The sequence below is a fragment of the Novipirellula galeiformis genome, from assembly GCF_007860095.1.
Taxonomy (GTDB): Bacteria; Planctomycetota; Planctomycetia; order Pirellulales; family Pirellulaceae; genus Novipirellula; species Novipirellula galeiformis.
In genome coordinates this window covers 558,873-577,586 of record NZ_SJPT01000003.1, presented here as the reverse complement: position 1 = coordinate 577,586, position 18,714 = coordinate 558,873, and the positions used below count along the sequence as shown (strand labels likewise).

The 18,714-nt window shown below is 57.2% G+C and carries 10 protein-coding genes; 3 read left to right on the top strand and 7 right to left on the bottom strand.

Annotated elements, in window-relative coordinates; genetic code table 11:
• Positions 1-653 precede the first annotated feature (653 nt).
• The gene (locus Pla52o_RS10045) at positions 654-1,865 is read right to left on the bottom strand and encodes a cysteine desulfurase family protein (RefSeq protein WP_146594463.1); all 1,212 of its coding nucleotides are present in this window, start codon (positions 1,863-1,865) and stop codon (positions 654-656) included.
• A gap of 819 nt (positions 1,866-2,684) precedes the next feature.
• On the opposite strand from Pla52o_RS10045, the gene Pla52o_RS10040 reads away from it, so the two are divergent.
• Together Pla52o_RS10040 and Pla52o_RS10035 are read left to right on the top strand one after the other, a co-directional pair.
• Positions 2,685-3,779 carry a DUF1559 domain-containing protein gene (locus tag Pla52o_RS10040; RefSeq protein ID WP_146594462.1) on the top strand — a complete coding sequence of 365 codons (1,095 nt, stop codon included), beginning with the start codon at positions 2,685-2,687 and terminating at the stop codon, positions 3,777-3,779.
• Between the two features lie 434 nt (positions 3,780-4,213).
• Positions 4,214-5,725: a GAF domain-containing SpoIIE family protein phosphatase gene (locus Pla52o_RS10035; protein ID WP_146594461.1), complete on the top strand. Its 1,512-nt coding sequence runs from the start codon at positions 4,214-4,216 to the stop codon at positions 5,723-5,725.
• A 397-nt stretch (positions 5,726-6,122) separates the two neighbouring features.
• Here Pla52o_RS10035 and Pla52o_RS26805 read toward each other — a convergent pair whose 3' ends face one another.
• Complete coding sequence (locus Pla52o_RS26805) at positions 6,123-7,772, bottom strand: GDSL-type esterase/lipase family protein (RefSeq protein WP_197169135.1); 1,650 nt, start codon at positions 7,770-7,772, stop codon at positions 6,123-6,125.
• A 270-nt stretch (positions 7,773-8,042) separates the two neighbouring features.
• On the opposite strand from Pla52o_RS26805, the gene Pla52o_RS10025 reads away from it, so the two are divergent.
• Positions 8,043-9,263, top strand: a complete 1,221-nt coding sequence (locus Pla52o_RS10025; RefSeq protein ID WP_146594460.1) for a M14 family zinc carboxypeptidase — start codon at positions 8,043-8,045, stop codon at positions 9,261-9,263.
• Between the two features lie 190 nt (positions 9,264-9,453).
• Here the strand turns inward: Pla52o_RS10025 and Pla52o_RS10020 are convergent, their stop codons facing one another.
• The 5 genes from Pla52o_RS10020 to Pla52o_RS10000 all read right to left on the bottom strand — a co-directional run bounded on the left by Pla52o_RS10020 (position 9,454) and on the right by Pla52o_RS10000 (position 18,710).
• A complete protein-coding gene (locus Pla52o_RS10020) occupies positions 9,454-10,860 on the bottom strand; it encodes a carbon-nitrogen hydrolase family protein (RefSeq protein WP_146594459.1) in 1,407 nt (468 codons plus the stop codon).
• A 794-nt stretch (positions 10,861-11,654) separates the two neighbouring features.
• Entirely contained in the window at positions 11,655-13,175 is a 1,521-nt protein-coding gene (locus Pla52o_RS10015; protein WP_146594458.1) for a DUF1501 domain-containing protein, read from the bottom strand.
• Between the two features lie 12 nt (positions 13,176-13,187).
• A complete protein-coding gene (locus tag Pla52o_RS10010) occupies positions 13,188-15,380 on the bottom strand; it encodes a PSD1 and planctomycete cytochrome C domain-containing protein (RefSeq protein WP_146594457.1) in 2,193 nt (730 codons plus the stop codon).
• Between the two features lie 771 nt (positions 15,381-16,151).
• A complete protein-coding gene (locus Pla52o_RS10005; RefSeq protein WP_231612226.1) occupies positions 16,152-17,006 on the bottom strand; it encodes a c-type cytochrome in 855 nt (284 codons plus the stop codon).
• Positions 17,007-17,618: 612 nt separating this feature from the next.
• Entirely contained in the window at positions 17,619-18,710 is a 1,092-nt protein-coding gene (locus tag Pla52o_RS10000; protein ID WP_146594456.1) for a dihydroorotate dehydrogenase, read from the bottom strand.
• Positions 18,711-18,714 lie beyond the last annotated feature (4 nt).

Genomic DNA, 18,714 nt, shown 5'->3' with positions numbered 1-18,714 from the left:
CGGATTCGCCGAGGAGGGAACGTTTTATTCACGGTTTTTGCGATGTTTTCCGATGGATTAAGTTTTTTGTCGAATTGTAAGCATTTTTTCCCAAGGAGAGGGACTCCCATCGATGGGGGCTGCGCGACGCGGGAGTCGCGGATCAGAATCCGCGTCGTTGGAAGTTTAGCCAGAAGAGGGGGTGTTGGCGGCGTCGGCTATCCCTAGGCTCTCTGGCTCCTAGGTCAAGAGCCAAAAGGTGAGTCTCGTGGTGCTTGCCGTCCGCGGGTTACCGGGATTCAGAAGGAGTAGGCGGGCTGGGCCTTCTTGGGCTAAGTCACGTGGATCGCGGGCGGTCGTTAGCTGCGGCTTCCCAACGAAAGCGGCTTGGGAGAGGGGTGTCCGGTCCAGGCCAGTCAGTAGGCGGTGCTCCAAGAGAGGGGGGCGCTGCGGGCTCGCCAATTGCCGTTTTCCGCTGGGCTGTGATCCGGCCCGATGTGATCCTGGGGGCGATAGGGGCGACTCGATCGGCCAGCAATCTTTCCGTTTGAGATGCTGCGAAAGGCGGCGTGAGAAAAGGCGGCGCCGGCGAGCGATTCACGACCTCGAGGACCCCGGCGTGGGTGGTGCGTTGTGCCCACTGGCATGCTAGCATCTGGGGAGTGTGGTCTGTTTCAGCGCGTCAGCACGCTGTCACAAGCCTCAGCGATCCGGCTAACAACGAGGTCAATTTGGTCTCGCGAAGTGGTCCATCCGAGGGAGATCCGTAGGGTGCGGCGAATTTGGGTTTCGGTCCTTCCGATCGCTTTCAATGAGCGCGTCATCTCGTCGGGAGGCGCGGACGACTGGGCTGTCGCAAAGACCAATTCGCGGGCCGCTTTTTGGATCCGCACCGCATCGCAGGGCATTTCAATCGCCATCGTATTGGCGATTCGCGGCGAGTGTTGGGCGAGTAAAATGGGCTCTTCACTAAGGGTGGATCGTAGTCCGTTAATGAGTCGATCGCTTAGCTCCGAATAATTGTCCCCCACCTCGCTTTCGCAGCGGCTTGCTAGGTAGGCGGCGGCTCCCAATCCAATCCATGCGGGAATGTTTTCGGCGCCTGGTCGCAGTCCCATTTCGCGAGGCTCGCCATAACCAATCGGAGCGAGATGCAATCCACGGCGAACGTAGAGCGCTCCGCTTCCCTTAGGGCCGTAGAACTTGTGACCGCTGATCGAAACGGTGTCGGCGCGCAACTGGGAAACATCGACCGGCAGCTTTCCAAACGCTTGGGTCGCATCGCAGTGAACGGACACCCCCCGGTTGTGACAAAGGTCGGCCACTTCACGCACGCGCTGGAGTGTTCCCAGGACAGGGTTGGCCAATTGCAAGCAGACCAAGCGGGTGTTCGGGCGGAGTATCGCTTGGACCGTCGCGGGGTCAATGATCCCGTTGGGCTGGCATGGAATCATCTCCATTTCGATTCCTGACGTTTGCAGTGACGAAGCGGCTCCGATGACGGAGTCGTGCTCGAGTTCGCTAACCAGCACATGCCCCGCCGCGTTTGCGGTCGAGTTGCCAGCCGAATTCGCCCTTGGGGGGCGGGAGAGAGCAGGATGGCCGTTGCCAGCGGGTTGTACCCGTTGCGGGTGGGCTGAGGACAATTGGCCGCGGATCGCGAGGTTGTTCGCTTCGGTGCCTCCCCCTGTGAAAACGATTTCAAAGGGATCGCAACCGACCATGCCCGCAACCGATTCCCGGGCCTGTTCGAGTGCTTCACCGACCGCGTGGGCGTGTGTGTGCTCTTGCCCTGGCAGCATGAAGTGAGTAGCCCAATAAGGCTGCATCGCTTCTAGCACCGAAGGGGCGAGAGGCGTCGTGCGATTAAAGTCCAGATAGATCAACGGTCAGGTCTGTAGTGGAAGTGGAGTAATGCGAAACCGTAGTCAGGCACGCGGCGTGAGCCCCGGATCATTCATCGGGCAGTTGATTTCTTTCTGCAACACGGTTCATAACCCGACGCGTCAGCGAGGGATAGTGGATCTTGATTCGGTCCTTCGCTGACGCTGTGGGGGGGATTTGCTGGGAAATTGACGCTTGGGAGTGGAGTGATCCGATTTCGCGTTGGTTGGGTTCGCGCCCTGCCACGATGAAAAACACTCGATCGAGGCAAAGAAGACGAGATTGGACGTGCGCCTGCCGTGCGAGAGGCTCGCCCCGCCCCCCCCCCCCAATGACCACACGGCATCCGTCGCAGGCAATGGCGACAAATCGCTAGCCAAATGCCAAAGTGGCCAGTACACGCTAGCAAGAATCGAACAATATTTGACGCGTTAATCCTGTCGCGCCGCGAGCGGCATGGTTTCGAGGCTTAGGGGGATCCCCCGATCGGTGTTTTGGCTCACCAAAGGAGGCGAAAACGACCCTAACGTCCTAAAGTAATCCAAGGGGCCGGAAAAACTAGCGTGACGACGCCTTTTTCGGGGTAGTTGGCTGTAGCTCTGTGTGACTGCGTGATGGTGCTGCGTCCACCGCGATCGCGCCGTTAAGCCGCGTCATGAGCGGTAAGTGGTGAAAATAATTGCCTTTGCGACGCAAGACGGGTTTGCACTTGGGCAGTGAACGGGTGATAATCGTGAGCGTGAAGGCTTTCCAATCTCTCACACACACGAACCTCGTTCGTATACTCCCCTATCTCTCAGTCTTGTCTTACGGAGCGCGACATGAAGCGTCAACGAATCGGATTTACGTTGGTTGAGCTATTGGTGGTCATCACCATCATCGGAATTTTAATGGGATTGTTACTTCCCGCAGTCAACGCAGCACGAGAGGCGGCGCGTCGCAATCAGTGCAGTACGCAATTGAAGAACTTGGCGCTCGCGGCGATCCAGTTCGAAAACGCCAAAGGTGAATTGCCCGGCTACATCAACGACTTCGGTACGTTCGTTACCGGCCCCGATCCTTCGTCTGAGTCGGGCGCGAACGTTGACGGACATCGCAAAATCGGCACTTGGGCCGTTTCGCTTCTACCGTTTCTGGATGGCCAACCGACCTACGAACAATGGAGCCAAGACCGCTATCCCGTTTTGAATGCCGCTGGCGATTGGAACGAGAAAGCCGCTCCGAATCTTGCCATCATGCAATGCCCAAGCGATCCAAACTCGGAGTCGAGTCTAGGCAGCAACAGCTATGTTTCCAACAATGGTACGCCTGTCTTGCCTGGAGCGAGCTCATCAGACCCTGATTTAATCAGTTTCAGCACCTCCCAAGATAGGGCGAATGGCGCTTTCAACGCGAAGTATATCGACGGTACTGCAACGGGGCCTGCGGTACGATTGGACGATTTCAAAGATGGTCAAGGCAATACGATGCTGTTCTCCGAGAACGTCCAAGCCATGCCTTGGCACCTACCCGGTTTCACCACCGCTGGAACGCTGATTCCAACGTCCGGCACTGAGATTGGTTACCCAACCAACTCCCGTTACTACCAAGGGATGGTTTGGCACTACGAGGACCCGAACAACGGTACCGCACCTGGAAGTGGCTGGAACGCAGCGGGTGCCCCGGGTGCTGTGGATCCTGTGCACAAAATAAACAGTGGCGATATTTACAACCTTGAATTGACATCCGCTCCTGCTGACCTTGCTCGTCCCTCTTCGGCTCACACCGATGGTGTGAACGCGGGGATGGCCGACGGTGGGACTCGGTTCATCACGGCAAGCATCGACTACCGCGTCTACCAAGCACTGTTGACCCCACGTGGCAAAAGCAGCAGCGTGCCTTGGAAAGAATTCGTGCTCAGCGACGATGACTACTAAGACACGAGTGACGGTTAAGACACGCTCGTCTCTCTGGCGGCGGGGCTAAACCGCACTTCGATCTAATCTAAAAAGCCAAGGTGACACCCTGTTGTTGCCTTGGCTTTTTTCGTTTTCGCTTCGGACTCGACTTCTCAGCGCGACAACGCACTGGCACTCCGCCCATCGGCCGCAAATGCATCGGCCGCAAACGCGTGGGACGCTTACTCGGGTGATGAGGATGTTTCGCATGATCCAGGATGTACGGGCGTCTTGGTAATTTTCGCAATCCTTGTCGATCATTCCGCTTAGCGAATGCCTGCGGCGTTGCCGATCTTCTCTCTAGTGGCAGCGATGGATAACGTTGCCTCGCCCCCCCTGCATAAACATCTCTCTGGCATGGATCGCCAACCGGTTTATTTAGCGATCCCATTCCCTCCAGAGCATTGATCAGCGTGACTAAGACGATTCCCAACTACTTGCGCATTCACAAAGGTCCTGCTTCGAAAGCGGCACCTGATCTCGATCCCTCGGGCGACGCGGTCTCCCATTTCTGGCATGCCTTTGGCGATGCCACCGGATGGCGGCTCGACAATTCGCGTCGACGCGTTGGCAGCTCGATCGAGCTATTGCCCAGTGTGAACACGATGGCGGTTTCCGACCCGAGCGAAGCCTCACCGACGGTCACCAAGTCGAGCGCGATGCGGTTAGCAGAATCGGCCGCGATGTTGGCTGAGCAACTCAATCGGTCGCGTGAATCGCTCCGTCGCCAAGAGATGGAGCTGGCCACGCGTGCCTCGATTGTTCCCGGTGCAGAGTCGCAATCGAAACTTGCCGACAAAATCGAAACGATCCTCGCCGACGCTTGTGAAGCGGTGAATTGTCGAGCGGCGGCGATGTATCTGTTGGATGACGACACACAATTGTTGAAGGCTCGTTCGGTATTCGGCTTGCCGGCCAGCCGATTAGAGGACCCGCCGCGTGAGTTGCGCGGCAGCCGTGGTGATCTCGAAGCGATGGTGCAAGGCGTTGTTACCGCTGACCACTTCATGGCCGGCGACATCGATACATGGAACAGTCCCGAGCCGTTCACGGGCGGCATTTGCGCTTCGATTAATCACGATGGCGTGCCGATTGGAACGCTTTGGCTTTTTAGTGACGACATCCGTGCGTTTGGCAAAGCGGAAGCGGCGCTGGGACGCTTGGCGGCCTCGCATTTGGCGGCCGAACTTTCCCACGCGGCGAGCGATCGCACCTCGAGCCCACAACTTGCCAGCACTTCCTCCATTCGCGACCTCAGCGAATGGCAACACCTGAGTCTACCGGCCGGCAGTCGCATTGCCGACGGATGGTTTGCCGACGGCATGATCGAATCGCCTCAATCGTGGGCAACCGGGTTCCATACCTGGGATGTGCTTCCCGATGGAACGTTGATGATGGCCATGGCCGAGTCGGTGGACAGCACCCTTCGCGGAGCCCTGCAAACGGTGGTCGTGCGAACCGCAATCACAGCCCATAGCCACTACCGTCACTCGGCCGCTCAAATGCTTCAGCGGATCAACGACACGCTATGGCACACCAACGCCGGTGACCAATTGATGTCGATGCTGTACATGCAGATCGATCCCGAAACAGGTGATGGAAGCTTCGCGTCCTGTGGCGATATCATGGCGATGGTCTGCAGCCGGTACGGTTACCGGCCTCTGGTCGATGGCCGCAGCGAACCGTTGGGGAGTCACATTACCGCGAGTCCCACTTTGAATTCGTTCTCGTTATTGCCTGGGGAAACGTTGTTAGCCTACAACCAAGGTATGCGAATCGATGGTGCCACGCAGACCTTGTTGGGGGATCGATTGCGAGGGTGCTTGCAAACCGGCGACAAAAACCCGCTCGCCGCGATTCGCCGCGGCATGATCAACCAAACGCTGAATAACGAACGTGGCGCGATCACTTTGTTACGATCGTAGGTTCCCCAGCCGACGGTGCTGCGGAAGTGGTCGGAAGTTATCGAGTGCATGTTTAGAGATGTGGTAAGGCCGGTTTCCACCGGCCCGCTTGTGATCGGCCGGTGGAAACCGGCCCCTACATCCCACGCCCATTTTTAAAATGCGTTAGCCCAAGAGGTTGCTTGTTTTTGAGTTGCCACCTTCGACGCGGCCATGTTTAACCCGGAGCATCCGTTTTTCCAATAAATCGCTAACCCGCCGGGTGAGCGAGAGACCGAGTCAAGAGTGGCATTTCCTCGCTGACGCTGCGGGGTATGAAAAACTCGCAACGTCAAAAACGACACGGTGGGTTAGGAACGCACGCGATCGATAACGTCGCTCACCCAACCCGCTGTCATCAAGCCTAGTGCGACCAATTTCAGTTGCCCAATGAGTGTTCTGGGCTAGTGGGCCGCGGTTTCATGTCGACCAACTCATTCACAACGCTGGTCCAAATTGCGTAGCCTTTGGCGGACAGATGCAGCCCGTCGTCTGCAAACAAGTCGGCGGGAGGTGGATCGCCTGGGGCGCTGTCGGCCAGCATCGGTGTGACGATATCGGCATACGTGACCAAATCGTCTGTCTCTGCGTAGTCCGCGATCAACTGGTTGGCGGTATCCATCTTTTCCCAAAGAGACCAACGCTTGCGACTGGGCTTGATCGGTAGGTACACGATCCGAGTTGTCGCGGAAACCTCGCGGTGCACCCGTTGAACGTAGGTCTTGAAGTCCTCGAACACTTGTTGCGGGGTTCGCCCCGAGTTGATGTCGTTGTCGCCACAGTACAGCACAATTGTGCGCGGCGTGTAGGGCTTTACGACACGATCAAAATGCAGGAATTGGTGAGGGAACTGGGAGCCGCCATAACCTCGGTTCAGCGCGCCGGTGTGGCCAAAGGATTTTTCGAGATCCCACAACACAATACTGGAGGAACCGACAAACAACACTTGGCCTTTCTCGGCAGGATGTTGGCGATCTTGAGCTTCAAATTTGCGAACGTCTCGCTCGTAAGGCATCTTGAGCGTGGCTGCCGCGAGCAGCGGTTGGACCGCAACTGGAGCACCTTTGTTAAGCTTGCTTTGCTCGGCGGCTTCCATGAACGCCAGTATTTCGAGTGTCTCGGAGGCGGCAATGGGCGATTTGCCGGTCTTGAAGAATTGAGCGATCTCAGCAACCAGCGTTTGGTATCCGCCGAAACCAGCGTAGTGCTCGATCGCTTTCGCGCCGAACACCAAGGCTCCGAAATCACGCTTGCCGCTTCGCAGACCTCGAAACGTTCCCACGCGTCCATCTCGCCAAACCCCAGTCACGACGTCGGTGTCTTCGGTGTGGGTCCGGACGACCCGCTCGCACCCAGGTCCCATAACGGTAAACAACGACTCGATGCCATGAATGCCATCCCAAAACAGATCGGGATGAGTGGCATCATAGGGCGAGGGGCTATAGGCAACGCAGCCAACGACTCCCCCGAGTTCAGCGTTGGATGACGCGTCGCGGATACCCGGCGTGTAACGCAGTCCAGAGCAAGTGAAGATCGGCACATTGTTTTTGCTGGCCAGCTCAAAGATTTGCACCGCATCGGAAAGGGAAGCCGCCATCGGTTTGTCGATGTACACCGGCTTGCCAGCTTCAATCACCTTGCGAGCTTGTTCTAGATGTTTGCGACCATCGACACTGAGGATCATCACGACATCGACTCGCTCAAGCAATTGATCGATCGAGTCGACCATTTCGACGTCGAGCGAACGAAGCTCTTCGGTAAATTTCCCCAGCCGATCGCGACTCGATGCAATGTCGTCGCTCGATTCAGGTAGCGCAGCGACGACTTGCACTCCGCCGCACGGATGGTCGACGTCATTCGTAGACGCATTGAGCAAGCGGGTGAACGCCGTTGCGTGTGAAGTATCGCAGCCAATCATGCCCGCACGTAGCGGTTGCGTAGGAGCAGCGAATGTGGTGGAAGTGGAAGCGGCCAACATTCCAACGAGTACAAGGCAGTAGCTTCGAGCAGAGCGACAAATGCGATTCATTGGTTCTCGTTTTCAATGGAGTATTTTAAAAAATGACGGGGGGGCAAGTCATGGCGAACTGTGCCAGAACGTGGCTTATTGCCTGGCGACACTCGCTGCGTCGGTTTCGAGATCGTAGCAGCGCACACACTGGCTTGCCGAATAATCCCGAACCTAGCATCGCAACTATCGCAACACCGCGAGCGATGGCACTACCAATAGGACACATTCTGACTAGACTAGTCCGGCTTGCAATGACGACTTTGGATGCCCCTATTTAATTGAAACACGATGATTTTACGACACGGCAACCTGGTGATGCTGGCGGGGTTGATCAGCTTGCTGGCAGCGGGGAAAACCTCCATTGCCGAGCAGTTAGTTTTTATTGACACCGGTTTTGAGAACGCTTCGCCGCTGGACTGGGAAGTTCTCGACGACGGGGCCGTTCGTGTGGATTTGCTGTACGACCACGAACGCGATTCGCCAAATCGAGCTGCCGGCCATTGGCATTTTCGCGTGGAAGCGGAACCCGACAGCGAGCTGACGATCGTGCTCAATCATTTGTCCAACGTCTGGAATGGCCGCTCCGCGATCGCCGGTTCGGATGCCACGATCACATTCACAAGCCCCGATGGGAAGAGCTGGGAAGCCCAGCAAACCGAGTTCATTCGGGCCGCGGGGCAACTCAAGTTCACGGTCAAAATACCCGCATCGGGTAGTTTGTGGATCGCTCGTCTGCCGCCCTATCGGATTAGCGATTTGGATCGATTTCTAGACGAGATTCGCCAGCATCCGCTCGTCGAAATCACCCCAATCGGACACACTCTCCAAGGCCGTCCCTTGGAAATCGTGCGAGTGGGACGTGAAGACGCCCCCTATCGAGTCTTTCTGCGTGCCAGAGCCCATCCCTGGGAACCGGGGGGCAATTGGGTGCTCGAAGGGATGCTTCGTCACTTGTTGGCGACGGCGGATGACAAAGACGTTTCGTACTTGAATCGCTTTTGCATCTATGTGATGCCGATGGCGAACAAAGACGGCGTTGCAAATGGACGCACTCGATTCAACATGCTGGGCAAAGATTTGAATCGCGATTGGAATGCGCCAGCCGATCCCAAGCTATGCCCTGAGAATGTGGCTTTGGAAGCTTGGTTGACAGCGATGCTCGACGCAGGACGCCGCCCCCATTTAGCATTGGAAATGCACAATGATGAGAGCGGTAAATTACACCTGAGTCGACCCGTGGACACCCAACTCGATGCCTATTTGGCGCGTATGAAACGCTTCGAAAACTTGTTGCGGGAAAAAACATGGTTCCGCGAAGGGGCCACCGATCCTCATTTTCAAAATTCAGGGACGCTCGGTGAAGGATGGTTGCGACGATTCGGTATCGATGCGGTGGTCCATGAGTTGAACGCCAACTGGATCGCAGGATTGCAATCGCCTCCTTCGGCGGAGCACTGGATGCTTTACGGACGTCAGCTCTGTGACGTGTTTGACGCCTATTTCGAGTAATCGATTCGTGAACATCAGCACCCGCCCCGCCCAGTTCCGCCCCGCACCGCGGCTCGACCGAGCTGGGGGCGGACAACTCAACGACGGCAAGACCTTATGGGGGGAGAGGCGTGGAACTTGGTGAGTCAGCCCCTGTTGCCGACCGGTGCGGGGCCAGGGAGGGCATGGACGAACTTGCCATCACCCGCCGTTATTCTGCCCCCGTTTGGCTTTCCCCCGCTTCCGCTCGCTTTCCTTGCTCCCGCTCATGGGGCAGCCAGGGACGATGTCGTGGAATCTCCGCTTTAAAATCACCTAGGCTGGACCAATACAGAGGTTGATTCAAATCGACCTCGGCCACCGCGACGCTGCCCCACTGGGTCGCTTGAGCGAGCGGTTGTCCATCGCGACCGTAGATCGCGGAAATCATCCAATTCGACGCCACGTCGGTGTACGTGCTGCTGATCACATAGGTATGGTTTTCACAGGCGCGGGCGGCCCCCAGTAATGGATTGCATCCCCACACCGGCCAGGCGATCACCTCGGCGCCACGATTGCTCAATTCACGCGCCACCTCGGGAAAGAAGCCGTCGTAACAAACCATCATGCCGACTTTGCCAAACCGGGTTTCAAAGACGGGATACTCGTCGCCGGGCATAACCCCAGATCCAATTTCGTTTCGCGTCAAAGAAACTTTGCGGTACTTGCCCACCATCTCGCCTTCAGGGCCGAGCAACACCGCAACGTTGTAGATCAAATGCCCCTCTCGCTCGTGCAGTCCTGCGGCGATGTAAAGGTCATACTTCTTCGCCAGTGCGGCAAAGTAGTCCGAGGTCGGACCCGGCATCGATTCAGCGACCTCCGCAGAGGTCCGTCCCGATTGATAGCCTGTTAACGTTTCCGGCAACACAACGAGATCCGCATTCTGTTGGGCTGCTTCGGCAATCAGCGGTTCAAACTGCTCCCGCTTTTCTTTTGCGGTCGTCCCATCTGCGGGGCAGTAGTGTATGGTCGCCAAGCGAACGATTCTCGGCTCCGCTGCGGCGGCAGGTTCGAATCGGACGTCGCTCCAAGCGATGCGAGAGTGAGGGGGCCCCCAGCGAAAATGAAGCCCGATGACCACCTCGGTTGCCGAGGACGGCGCTCGGTAGGTCCCCGCAAGCAGGGTCCAATCGTCAACCGTTTCACCCTCGGCAGGATATTCTGGTTCCGATCGCGGTTTCAAACCGGGGCGGTAGGGAACCAACGTGACTTGGTCTCGTGTCGCCCGGCCCCCGTTTTTGTTCAGCCACGTCAAACTGGCGACTCCACTGCGACGAACCACATCGATGCCTTCGGTTTGACGCCAAGCTGAAAAGTGGTAGTGCTGGCCCCCTTGGACTTTGATTTTTGTTTCCCAGTACCCTATCAAACCGTTGCGATCATCGGCGGCGATCGTCAGTTCGCCCTTTCCGCTCCGTCCCCCTTGGTCGGTGGAGGCAAACTCCGGTCGGATCTCCTCGCGTGGGGAGACGGACGTCCAAGCCTCGGCAGTCGTCGGCGTGACTGCACCAGGATCAGCTTGGGCAATGAAGGCCGTCGCCAACACAGCGAGGACGGACACAATGTTTGTTCGCATAACGGACCTTGTTCGATAACAAGAGGACAAAGGGGAGAGGGAGTCCTATCATAGCCCATTGCACGACGCGACTAAAGCAACCTCCCACCCCGTCGCTGGATCACCGAAAATTTGATGATGGGAACCTGTTTATAAGGTGACAAAGGATTACCCGCTAACGATCCATGGCAACTTGCATATCCGAGGGGGGGCCGCCCAATGCGGTGTCTGCCGTTTACTCCCGACCTGCATCCACTTGCAATTAGCTTTGCCGATTCCGCGATCACGCTCGCGGAGACGCGCTGTCGGATTGAACAGGAGGTCGCAGAGGAAACGGAGGCACTGGCCGCTTCCTCTCGGTTCTCTCTGTTTGCTCCTGTTCATTCATTTTTGCTTGCGGGGTGCGACTGCGCCGGGGTCAGAATTTGAGTACGGTTTTCTCAAGGAGGGCCGAAGCGAATGACAATGCCGAAGACCCCACCTGAGCCACGGCAGGACGCCGGTGCAAACCGGCTTCTGAGTGAAGATTGAACACTGCAACGACTCATGGAATCTTTGCTGCGTCGATACGAAAACCTCGGGAAATCCCGCAGCGAGATTGGGTGTTTCCATAACCCCAGGCGTCAGCGAGTGACTGTATCACGGTTGGCTCCCACCTTCGTTAACGCTCCGGCTGTGATTTTGATTCCGTGCGTCGTTCAAACGTCCATGACGTTCGGCTGATTAAGCGGTTAAGGAATTTTCGGTAGTTCGGATGCAATCTCAGCAGCTAGTGTCGTCGGCACACGACTTTCGGATAAGTTTCCAATCCCTATTCATGCGAATAGTTCGTGGACGATGCGGCCGTGGACGTCGGTCAAGCGGAAATCTCGCCCCTGAAAGCGGTAGGTTAACTGCGTGTGATCAATCCCGAATAGATACAACAACGTGGCGTGCAGATCGTGTACATGCACCGGGGTTTCGGTCACATTCCAACCGATATCATCCGAGGCACCGACGACTTGGCCTCCTTTAACGCCTCCCCCGGCCAACCATAACGTGAAGGCATTGGGATGATGATCTCGGCCCGTCACGCTTTTGAAACCGCTACGGTTTTCCCCCAACGGGGTGCGTCCAAACTCGGACCCCCAGACCACTAGAGTGTCTTCCAATAAGCCGCGAGCTTTGAGGTCTTTGAGCAGCGCGGCAATCGGTTGATCGACCATCAGCGCATTGTGAGTTAATTCTGGGTCGAGTCGACTGTGATGATCCCACGAGGAGTGGATGATGTTGACCACCCGCACCCCGCGTTCGACCAACCGCCGCGCCAAGAGACAGTTGCGGGCAAAGGTTCCGAATTTGCCAATGCCTCCGCGGTTGGATTTGATCACTGGTTCTTTTCGATCAATGCCGTAGGCATCCAGCGTCGCTTGTGTCTCTTGCGATAGATCGATTAGCTCGGGCGCCGTCGACTGCATTCGAAACGCCAACTCGTAAGCACTGATGCGGCTGGCGAGTTCACTATCGTCGCGTGCGTCAGTTCCCAGATCCGAGCTAGACGAACGTTGCCGCAAACGATTGAGGTCGTTGATCGCGGCGATCGAGTCCCGCTGTATGGCGGGCGTGACCCCAGAAGGATTGTCAAGATTCAGCACCACTTGGCCGTCATTGCCGAATAGCACTCCCGAATAGACCGACGGCAAAAAGCCGCTTGACCAACTGGCCGAACCACCGGGAATGCCGCGACCGGTGGTCACCATCGACACATAGGCGGGCAAGTCTTGCGTCTCACTTCCCAAACCGTAGGACAACCAGGAACCGACGCTAGGACGTCCCGCTAGCGACGAACCGCAATTGAACAACAACTGGGCCGGCAAATGATTGAATTGATCCGACTGCATCGAGCGGATCTGCGTGATGTCATCGGCGCACGTAGCAAGGTGAGGCAGCAAATCGGAAAAATCCATCCCACACTCACCGTATTTGCGAAACGTGCGTGGGGAGCCCATCAGCCGCGCCGTCTCTTTCTGTAGAAACGCGAACTGCATATTTTCGACCAATGAAGGTGGCGGGGGTTGTCCATCCAAATCATTCAGTAGCGGCTTGGGATCAAAGAGATCCATCTGGCTCGGACCGCCCTCGAGATAGATGTAGATACAGCGTTTCGCTCGCGGGGCAATCGCCGACGCAGAAGTCGGAGTGAATGGGCCCGGCGGTGTCTCTTGGCCCTGCGCACGTGAGGGCGTGAAACCATCGAGCTGAAGCAATTGCGACAACGCGATTGCCGCGGCGCCGCTGAAGCCATTGGTCAAAAATCTTCGCCGGCCTTCGAGCGCCAAGGATGAATGAAATGTCAAAGCTCTCGTTCCTCATTCACGCGTGATGGTTTCGTCGAGATTCAACAAGCAACGGTAGATCAGATAGCGAGCGGCTTGTTCTCTTAAATCATGTTGGTCAGCGGATGCGACCGCAAACGACTCACCGCACAACGCGCGCACTTGTGCTTCGGTAAACTCGGCGAGCGTTTGACGTTGGTGATCATAGAAGACTCGCAGCCGAGCCAGTTCCGCCGCGCTGGGATCTCGCGAAAGGAAGCGGCGAAACGCTTGCGGGATCCAATCGACGTCCGTTTGCCAATCGCTATAACACGCCGCATGCTGAGCACACTCGACGAACACAGGATCATTCAGTAGCGTCAGCGCTTGCAATGGCGAGTTCGAACGGTCGCGGCGGGCGCACGACGCGGTGGTGTCGGGCGCATCGAATATTTGCAGCATGGGATAGGGAGTCGCCCGTCGATAGAGAATGTACATTCCGCGGCGATAGCGATCCCCTCCCTCGCTCACCACCCAATCCCGATTGCGGCTGTAGGCGGTGATATCGGCACTCAGGGCAGGCCGTACACTCGGACCGCCGATCCGGTGGTCGAGCAGCCCGCTGGTCCGGAGTGCCACGTCGCGGACCCCCTCGGCATCCAAGCGAAAGCGGGCCTGTCGAGCCAGCAGCCGATTCTGTGGATCGCGATCGACCAAATCCGCCCGCGGCTGGGATGATTGCCGATAAGTCGCCGACATGACGATCAGTTTGATCAAACGTTTGCGGCTCCAACCTTGCCGCATCAGCTCTTGGGCCAACCAATCCAGTAAGCGTGGATGAGTCGGTGCCTCGCCTGACACGCCAAGATTATCCACCGTATCGACCAATCCCCGGCCGAACAGATGCATCCAATAGCGATTGACCGTCGTGCGTGCGGTCAACGGGTTGTCGCCATCGACCAACCAATAGGCGAAGTCGAGCCGATCGGGTTTGCCGGAGCGTGGTTCGAACGCATGCAAAAACTCAGGCGCCGCGGGCCGCACTTTTTCCCCAGGCTGTCTAAAGTCGCCTCGCAGATGAACAAAGGTCTCACGCCGCTGTTTGGTTTCGGCGATGGTGGCGACCGTGACTTTGCCGTGGCCGGTCTTTAGATCGACATCTTCCACGTTATCGAAGAAGGCATACATTTGGAAAAATTGACGGTGACTCAGTGGATCAAACTTGTGTGAATGACACTCGGCACAGCCGACCGTTAATCCCAACCAAACGGATCCCACGGTACTGATCCGATCGACGGTACGGACCACGCGATCGAGTTCTTGATCCGACCCCGCCTCGGTGTTCTTCAATCCGTTGCGATGAAAGCCGGTCGCCGTCTTCTGAGCAAGGGTTGCCTGGGGCAGCAGGTCGCCCGCGATTTGTTCGATTGTGAATTGGTCAAACGGCATGTCGGCGTTGATCGCCTGGATCACCCAGTCGCGATAGCCGAAGGCATTGGGTCGCAACTTGTCTCCTAGATCTCCGTCGCTGTCGGCATAACGCGCCAAGTCCAGCCAGCGTCTTGCCCAGTGTTCACCGAAGGCGGGCGAAGCCAACAAACGATCGACCCATTGCTCGTAGGCGTTGGGATCGCGGTCCGCGACAAACGCGTCGACCTGTTCTGCCGTCGGGGGCAAGCCGATCAGATCAAAGTAAAGACGACGGACGAGCGTCTGCGGCGGAGCTGCGGGCGAGACCGCAATTCCCTCTCGTGCCAGCTTCGCTAACACAAATCGATCAACCTGATTCTCAACCCAATCCTCCGCTTCAACCTCCGCCGGCGGCGTGGGATCGAGCGGTTCGAATGACCAGTGGCTGCGGTAGCTGGCTCCCTGTTCAATCCAACGTCGGATCAAGCCTATCTGGTCGGACGTTAGCCGTTGCCCCGAATCAAGCGGCGGCATGCGCAGATCTTCGTCGGCAACCAGTCGTTGATACAACTCGCTTTGCTGCGGATCGCTGGGCACGATCCCCTGAGCTCCACTTTCAAGTTCGCCAAACAGTCCATCAGCCAAGTCGAGCCGCAATCCTGACTCGCGAGTCCCTTCGTCTGGCCCGTGACAGGTAAAGCATTTCTGTGCCAATAGCGGGCGAATGTCCCGCACAAAATCGACTTCTTCGGCCCGCAGCCGATTACCACTGGCCAGGATGCAGAACGCTAAACCGAATCCGACAGTCGCCAGCCAGTGATTCAGTGGGTAGGGCATATCAGTAACTAGGTTTGGAATGGCGGGAATGACGGAGGAGACAACGCCGTCTTCGAGCCCCGCGGCCGCTACGGACGTCGCGCGCGGCAGCGAGGCTAATGGGGGCCTGTTTTTCAGCTTAACTCGGCTGACGGTTGGGTTGCATCACTGCCGGAGAAGGTCCAGTCTACTCGATCAATCAAGCTAGGAAGTGGTCGTCGCCTTGGGAGACATGCAAAGCGGGGAATTTTCAGTCCAGAGAGACTCGAAGCACCTCGGCTGGGATGCGTCGGTGAAATCCACCTTCTCCGCAGGGTGGGTGCTCGGATCTTTCTCAACCGACGGACAAAACCGAGGTTCCAGCAGGCGTTCCCGAGATCACGCTCACTGTAGCGCAGTGGGTGATTCGGTAGTGGCATCGCGGTGTCGATGCTCATCGCCGCTTTCGGCCCTCAACGCTCGTGGAGGGGGGCGGTCGGATTGAACAGGAGATCGTAGAGGAAACAGAGACAATAGCTGATTCCCGTCCGTTTGTTCCTATGCATCGATTTCTTCTTGAACGGTGCGACTGCCGCGGGGGCCGTCTTTGTGTACGTTTTTCACAAGGGGCGCCGAAGCGAATTGCAATGCCGAAGGCCGCATCCAAGCCACTGAGGGGATTGGGATATCTCGTCTTCGGAGTGAAGATCCAACATTGGAACGGCTGCGGTTCGCTAAACCAATGCGAAAGGCTTCTCGGTCACCCCGCGAGAACGGTTGCGTTGGGGGCCGTTCCATTCTCATTCATCACACTCATTCATCACTGCGCCTTCCGTTGTACTCACCCAGCTTTTCAGCGTGGGGAAGATGACGGTCTAAGTCGAATTTGGGTCGAGGGTGACTGTTGATAAATGCGGCGATGTCAAATGCTTCGTCCGAGGATAGGAAAGGATCGTCCAGCGGCATCGACACTTTCAGCCACGCGGCCAACTTTGGAACCCGGCTCAGCCCCGCGCCATCGTTATAAGATTGGTCTCCCCATACCGGAGGCCCTTCGGCGTTGCCCAAACCGTCATCGCCGTGACACGATGCACAATGCTCGGCATACAAGTTCGCACCCCGCTGGGCATTCGGCTTCGTGTTGTTGGGACTCAGCGGCGGGACCGCATTGGGGCCGAGTGGTTTTTCGGGATTCGGTTGGATCGGTTGTCCGGTAGACAACCAAGTAATGTAGGCGGTTACCGCTATGGCAACCTCGCTGCCCACCGGCGGTCGCGTTCCGTTTTGGCTGCGCATAAAGCAATTCAGTGCACGATCCTGCAGCGTGATTACACGCTTTTCACGCGGCGACCAAGCCGGATAGGCTGTCGCGACCCCAAGAAACGATGCCGCGCTGGGATGAGTGCCCGCATCGAGATGGCACGACGTACAATTCAACGCGTTTCCGACATACGGTTTCGATAGCGGATGATCCTTCGTGTTCTCGACGATTTGACGTCCCAGTTCGATCACCCGTCCGAGTTCTCCGGGCGGGAGTACCCGCGTCGATTGTTGGGTCGCTTGGTGAGAAACGGTACCACCTTCCTCGGCGTTCAACGAAGCGTTGAGCGTGACAACGCACAGCGCGACACAACCCATTCCGATAGAGAGTCTCCAGCTTGATTTCATATTCGGTTCTTATCTTGGAGGCGACTTCGCGAACACAGCGAGCCCACATAAAAGCTTAACCATTAGGGAAGTGGTCTCACTGGCGATATTGATTTAGGTCAACGCCACACATAGCTTCGACCCGCTTCCTCTTTAATGACCACCGAGTTTCCCGGGCCGCCTCTCCTCTCCTTGCCTCCCCTGAATCTTTCCTTCGTGAAAAGTAGCCCCGGCAACCGTCGCGACGTTGGCGTTTGTCGGTTGCCGTTTGTGGTTCCCATTTGTCGGGGGCACCCGTTTTGATCTGCCACACAGGTTGATCTGCCACACAGGCGCGTGTCGCTTAGGGTGCACTGGTTGATTCCGGAGCCAGGCCCCGGCGAATCGACGTGAATCCTCAACTAGACGTGTTCGCGCTGAGGTGGGACGTTCGCGGGCAACATCGAGAGCGTCGAGTTGGCCGGAATTTGGTTGGCTCGAATTCGCTGGGGTAACCCCCAAGCAATGCCCCCAATGCACTCGACCCACCAAAAGCCTTCTCAGGAATCATGCATTGTGCCTGGAATTGGCTGCTGAGGTTGGGTTGCTCTGGTTTTCTGGTCGTCGGCATCAACCCCTGGCACGCTTGGGCTCTTAATGCATTGGAGGTGGCGGGCTTGTGACGAGCTGGGGTTGGCAGCGCTGCGGGTGCCCCCAGCGGTCACCTTGGATATTGCGATTAGCGGCATTGATCTCCAGCCAATCGGGACGCGTCGAGAATTGTCGGATACAGTTCATCCGCTCCTCTTCGCTGCTGAATTCCAGCGGGCGTTTGGCTTGGATTTCGTTGAGCGACCCCAGTTGGTTTTGTTCCATGAACTGCATCAGTCCATCGAGCATGGTGCGAATCACATCGGGCCCTTCGCGGTAGACGGCCGAGACCACCATGCCGACATCCGCTCCAGCCAACAAGACCTTGATGAAGTCTTCGGGGCTGCCGATGCCACCGCTGCCCGCCAACGGCATCGCAGGGCAATAGCCGTAAACACTCATCAACGCACCGAGGGTCTGGCCAATCGATCCGGGTTGAGTGAGTCCCCAATGGGTTTTGACTTGGCAATTGTCGAGCGTGATGTCGACGTTGGGATCGCGTCCGTACAACACCAAGCCTTGCGCGCCCGAGAGTAGACGTCGCGCCAAGTGACACACGCTGGTGTACTCGCGGTTCAACTTTAGAAACAGGGGAACCGTTATCGAATTGTTAATCGACTTGGCCAGATCGACCACCTTGTCCTCCAGTTCGCGTGGCCCCTGATAATTGCGTGCCGGAGAATGATGGATGTTTAGTTCGATCGCAGCGGCGCCCGCGTCTTGAAGCTCACCGGCAAAGTCGAGCCAGTCGCCGTCGGTTGCACCATTCAAACTAGCGATCACAGGTATCGAAAGCTGAATGCTCGCTCGATTCACCATCGCAAGATAGGTTTCCGCGTCAGGGCAAACCGTATCACGCGTGTTCTCACGCAAGCGATCGAGCTCCCTCGGGTCTTGCAATTGCGAAGTGTGACCGCGTCGATGGTTCCATGAAACCACGTGTTCCTCAAACAGTGACGGCAAAACAACGGCGCCCGCACCCGCGTTCTCGAGGGCCATGCGAGTTTGTTCGTTGGCGGTTAGCGGACAAGCACCCACCACGATCGGAGTTCGGAGTCGCAAGCCACCGTAGTTGGTGGTTAAGTCGAGAGTCATCGTA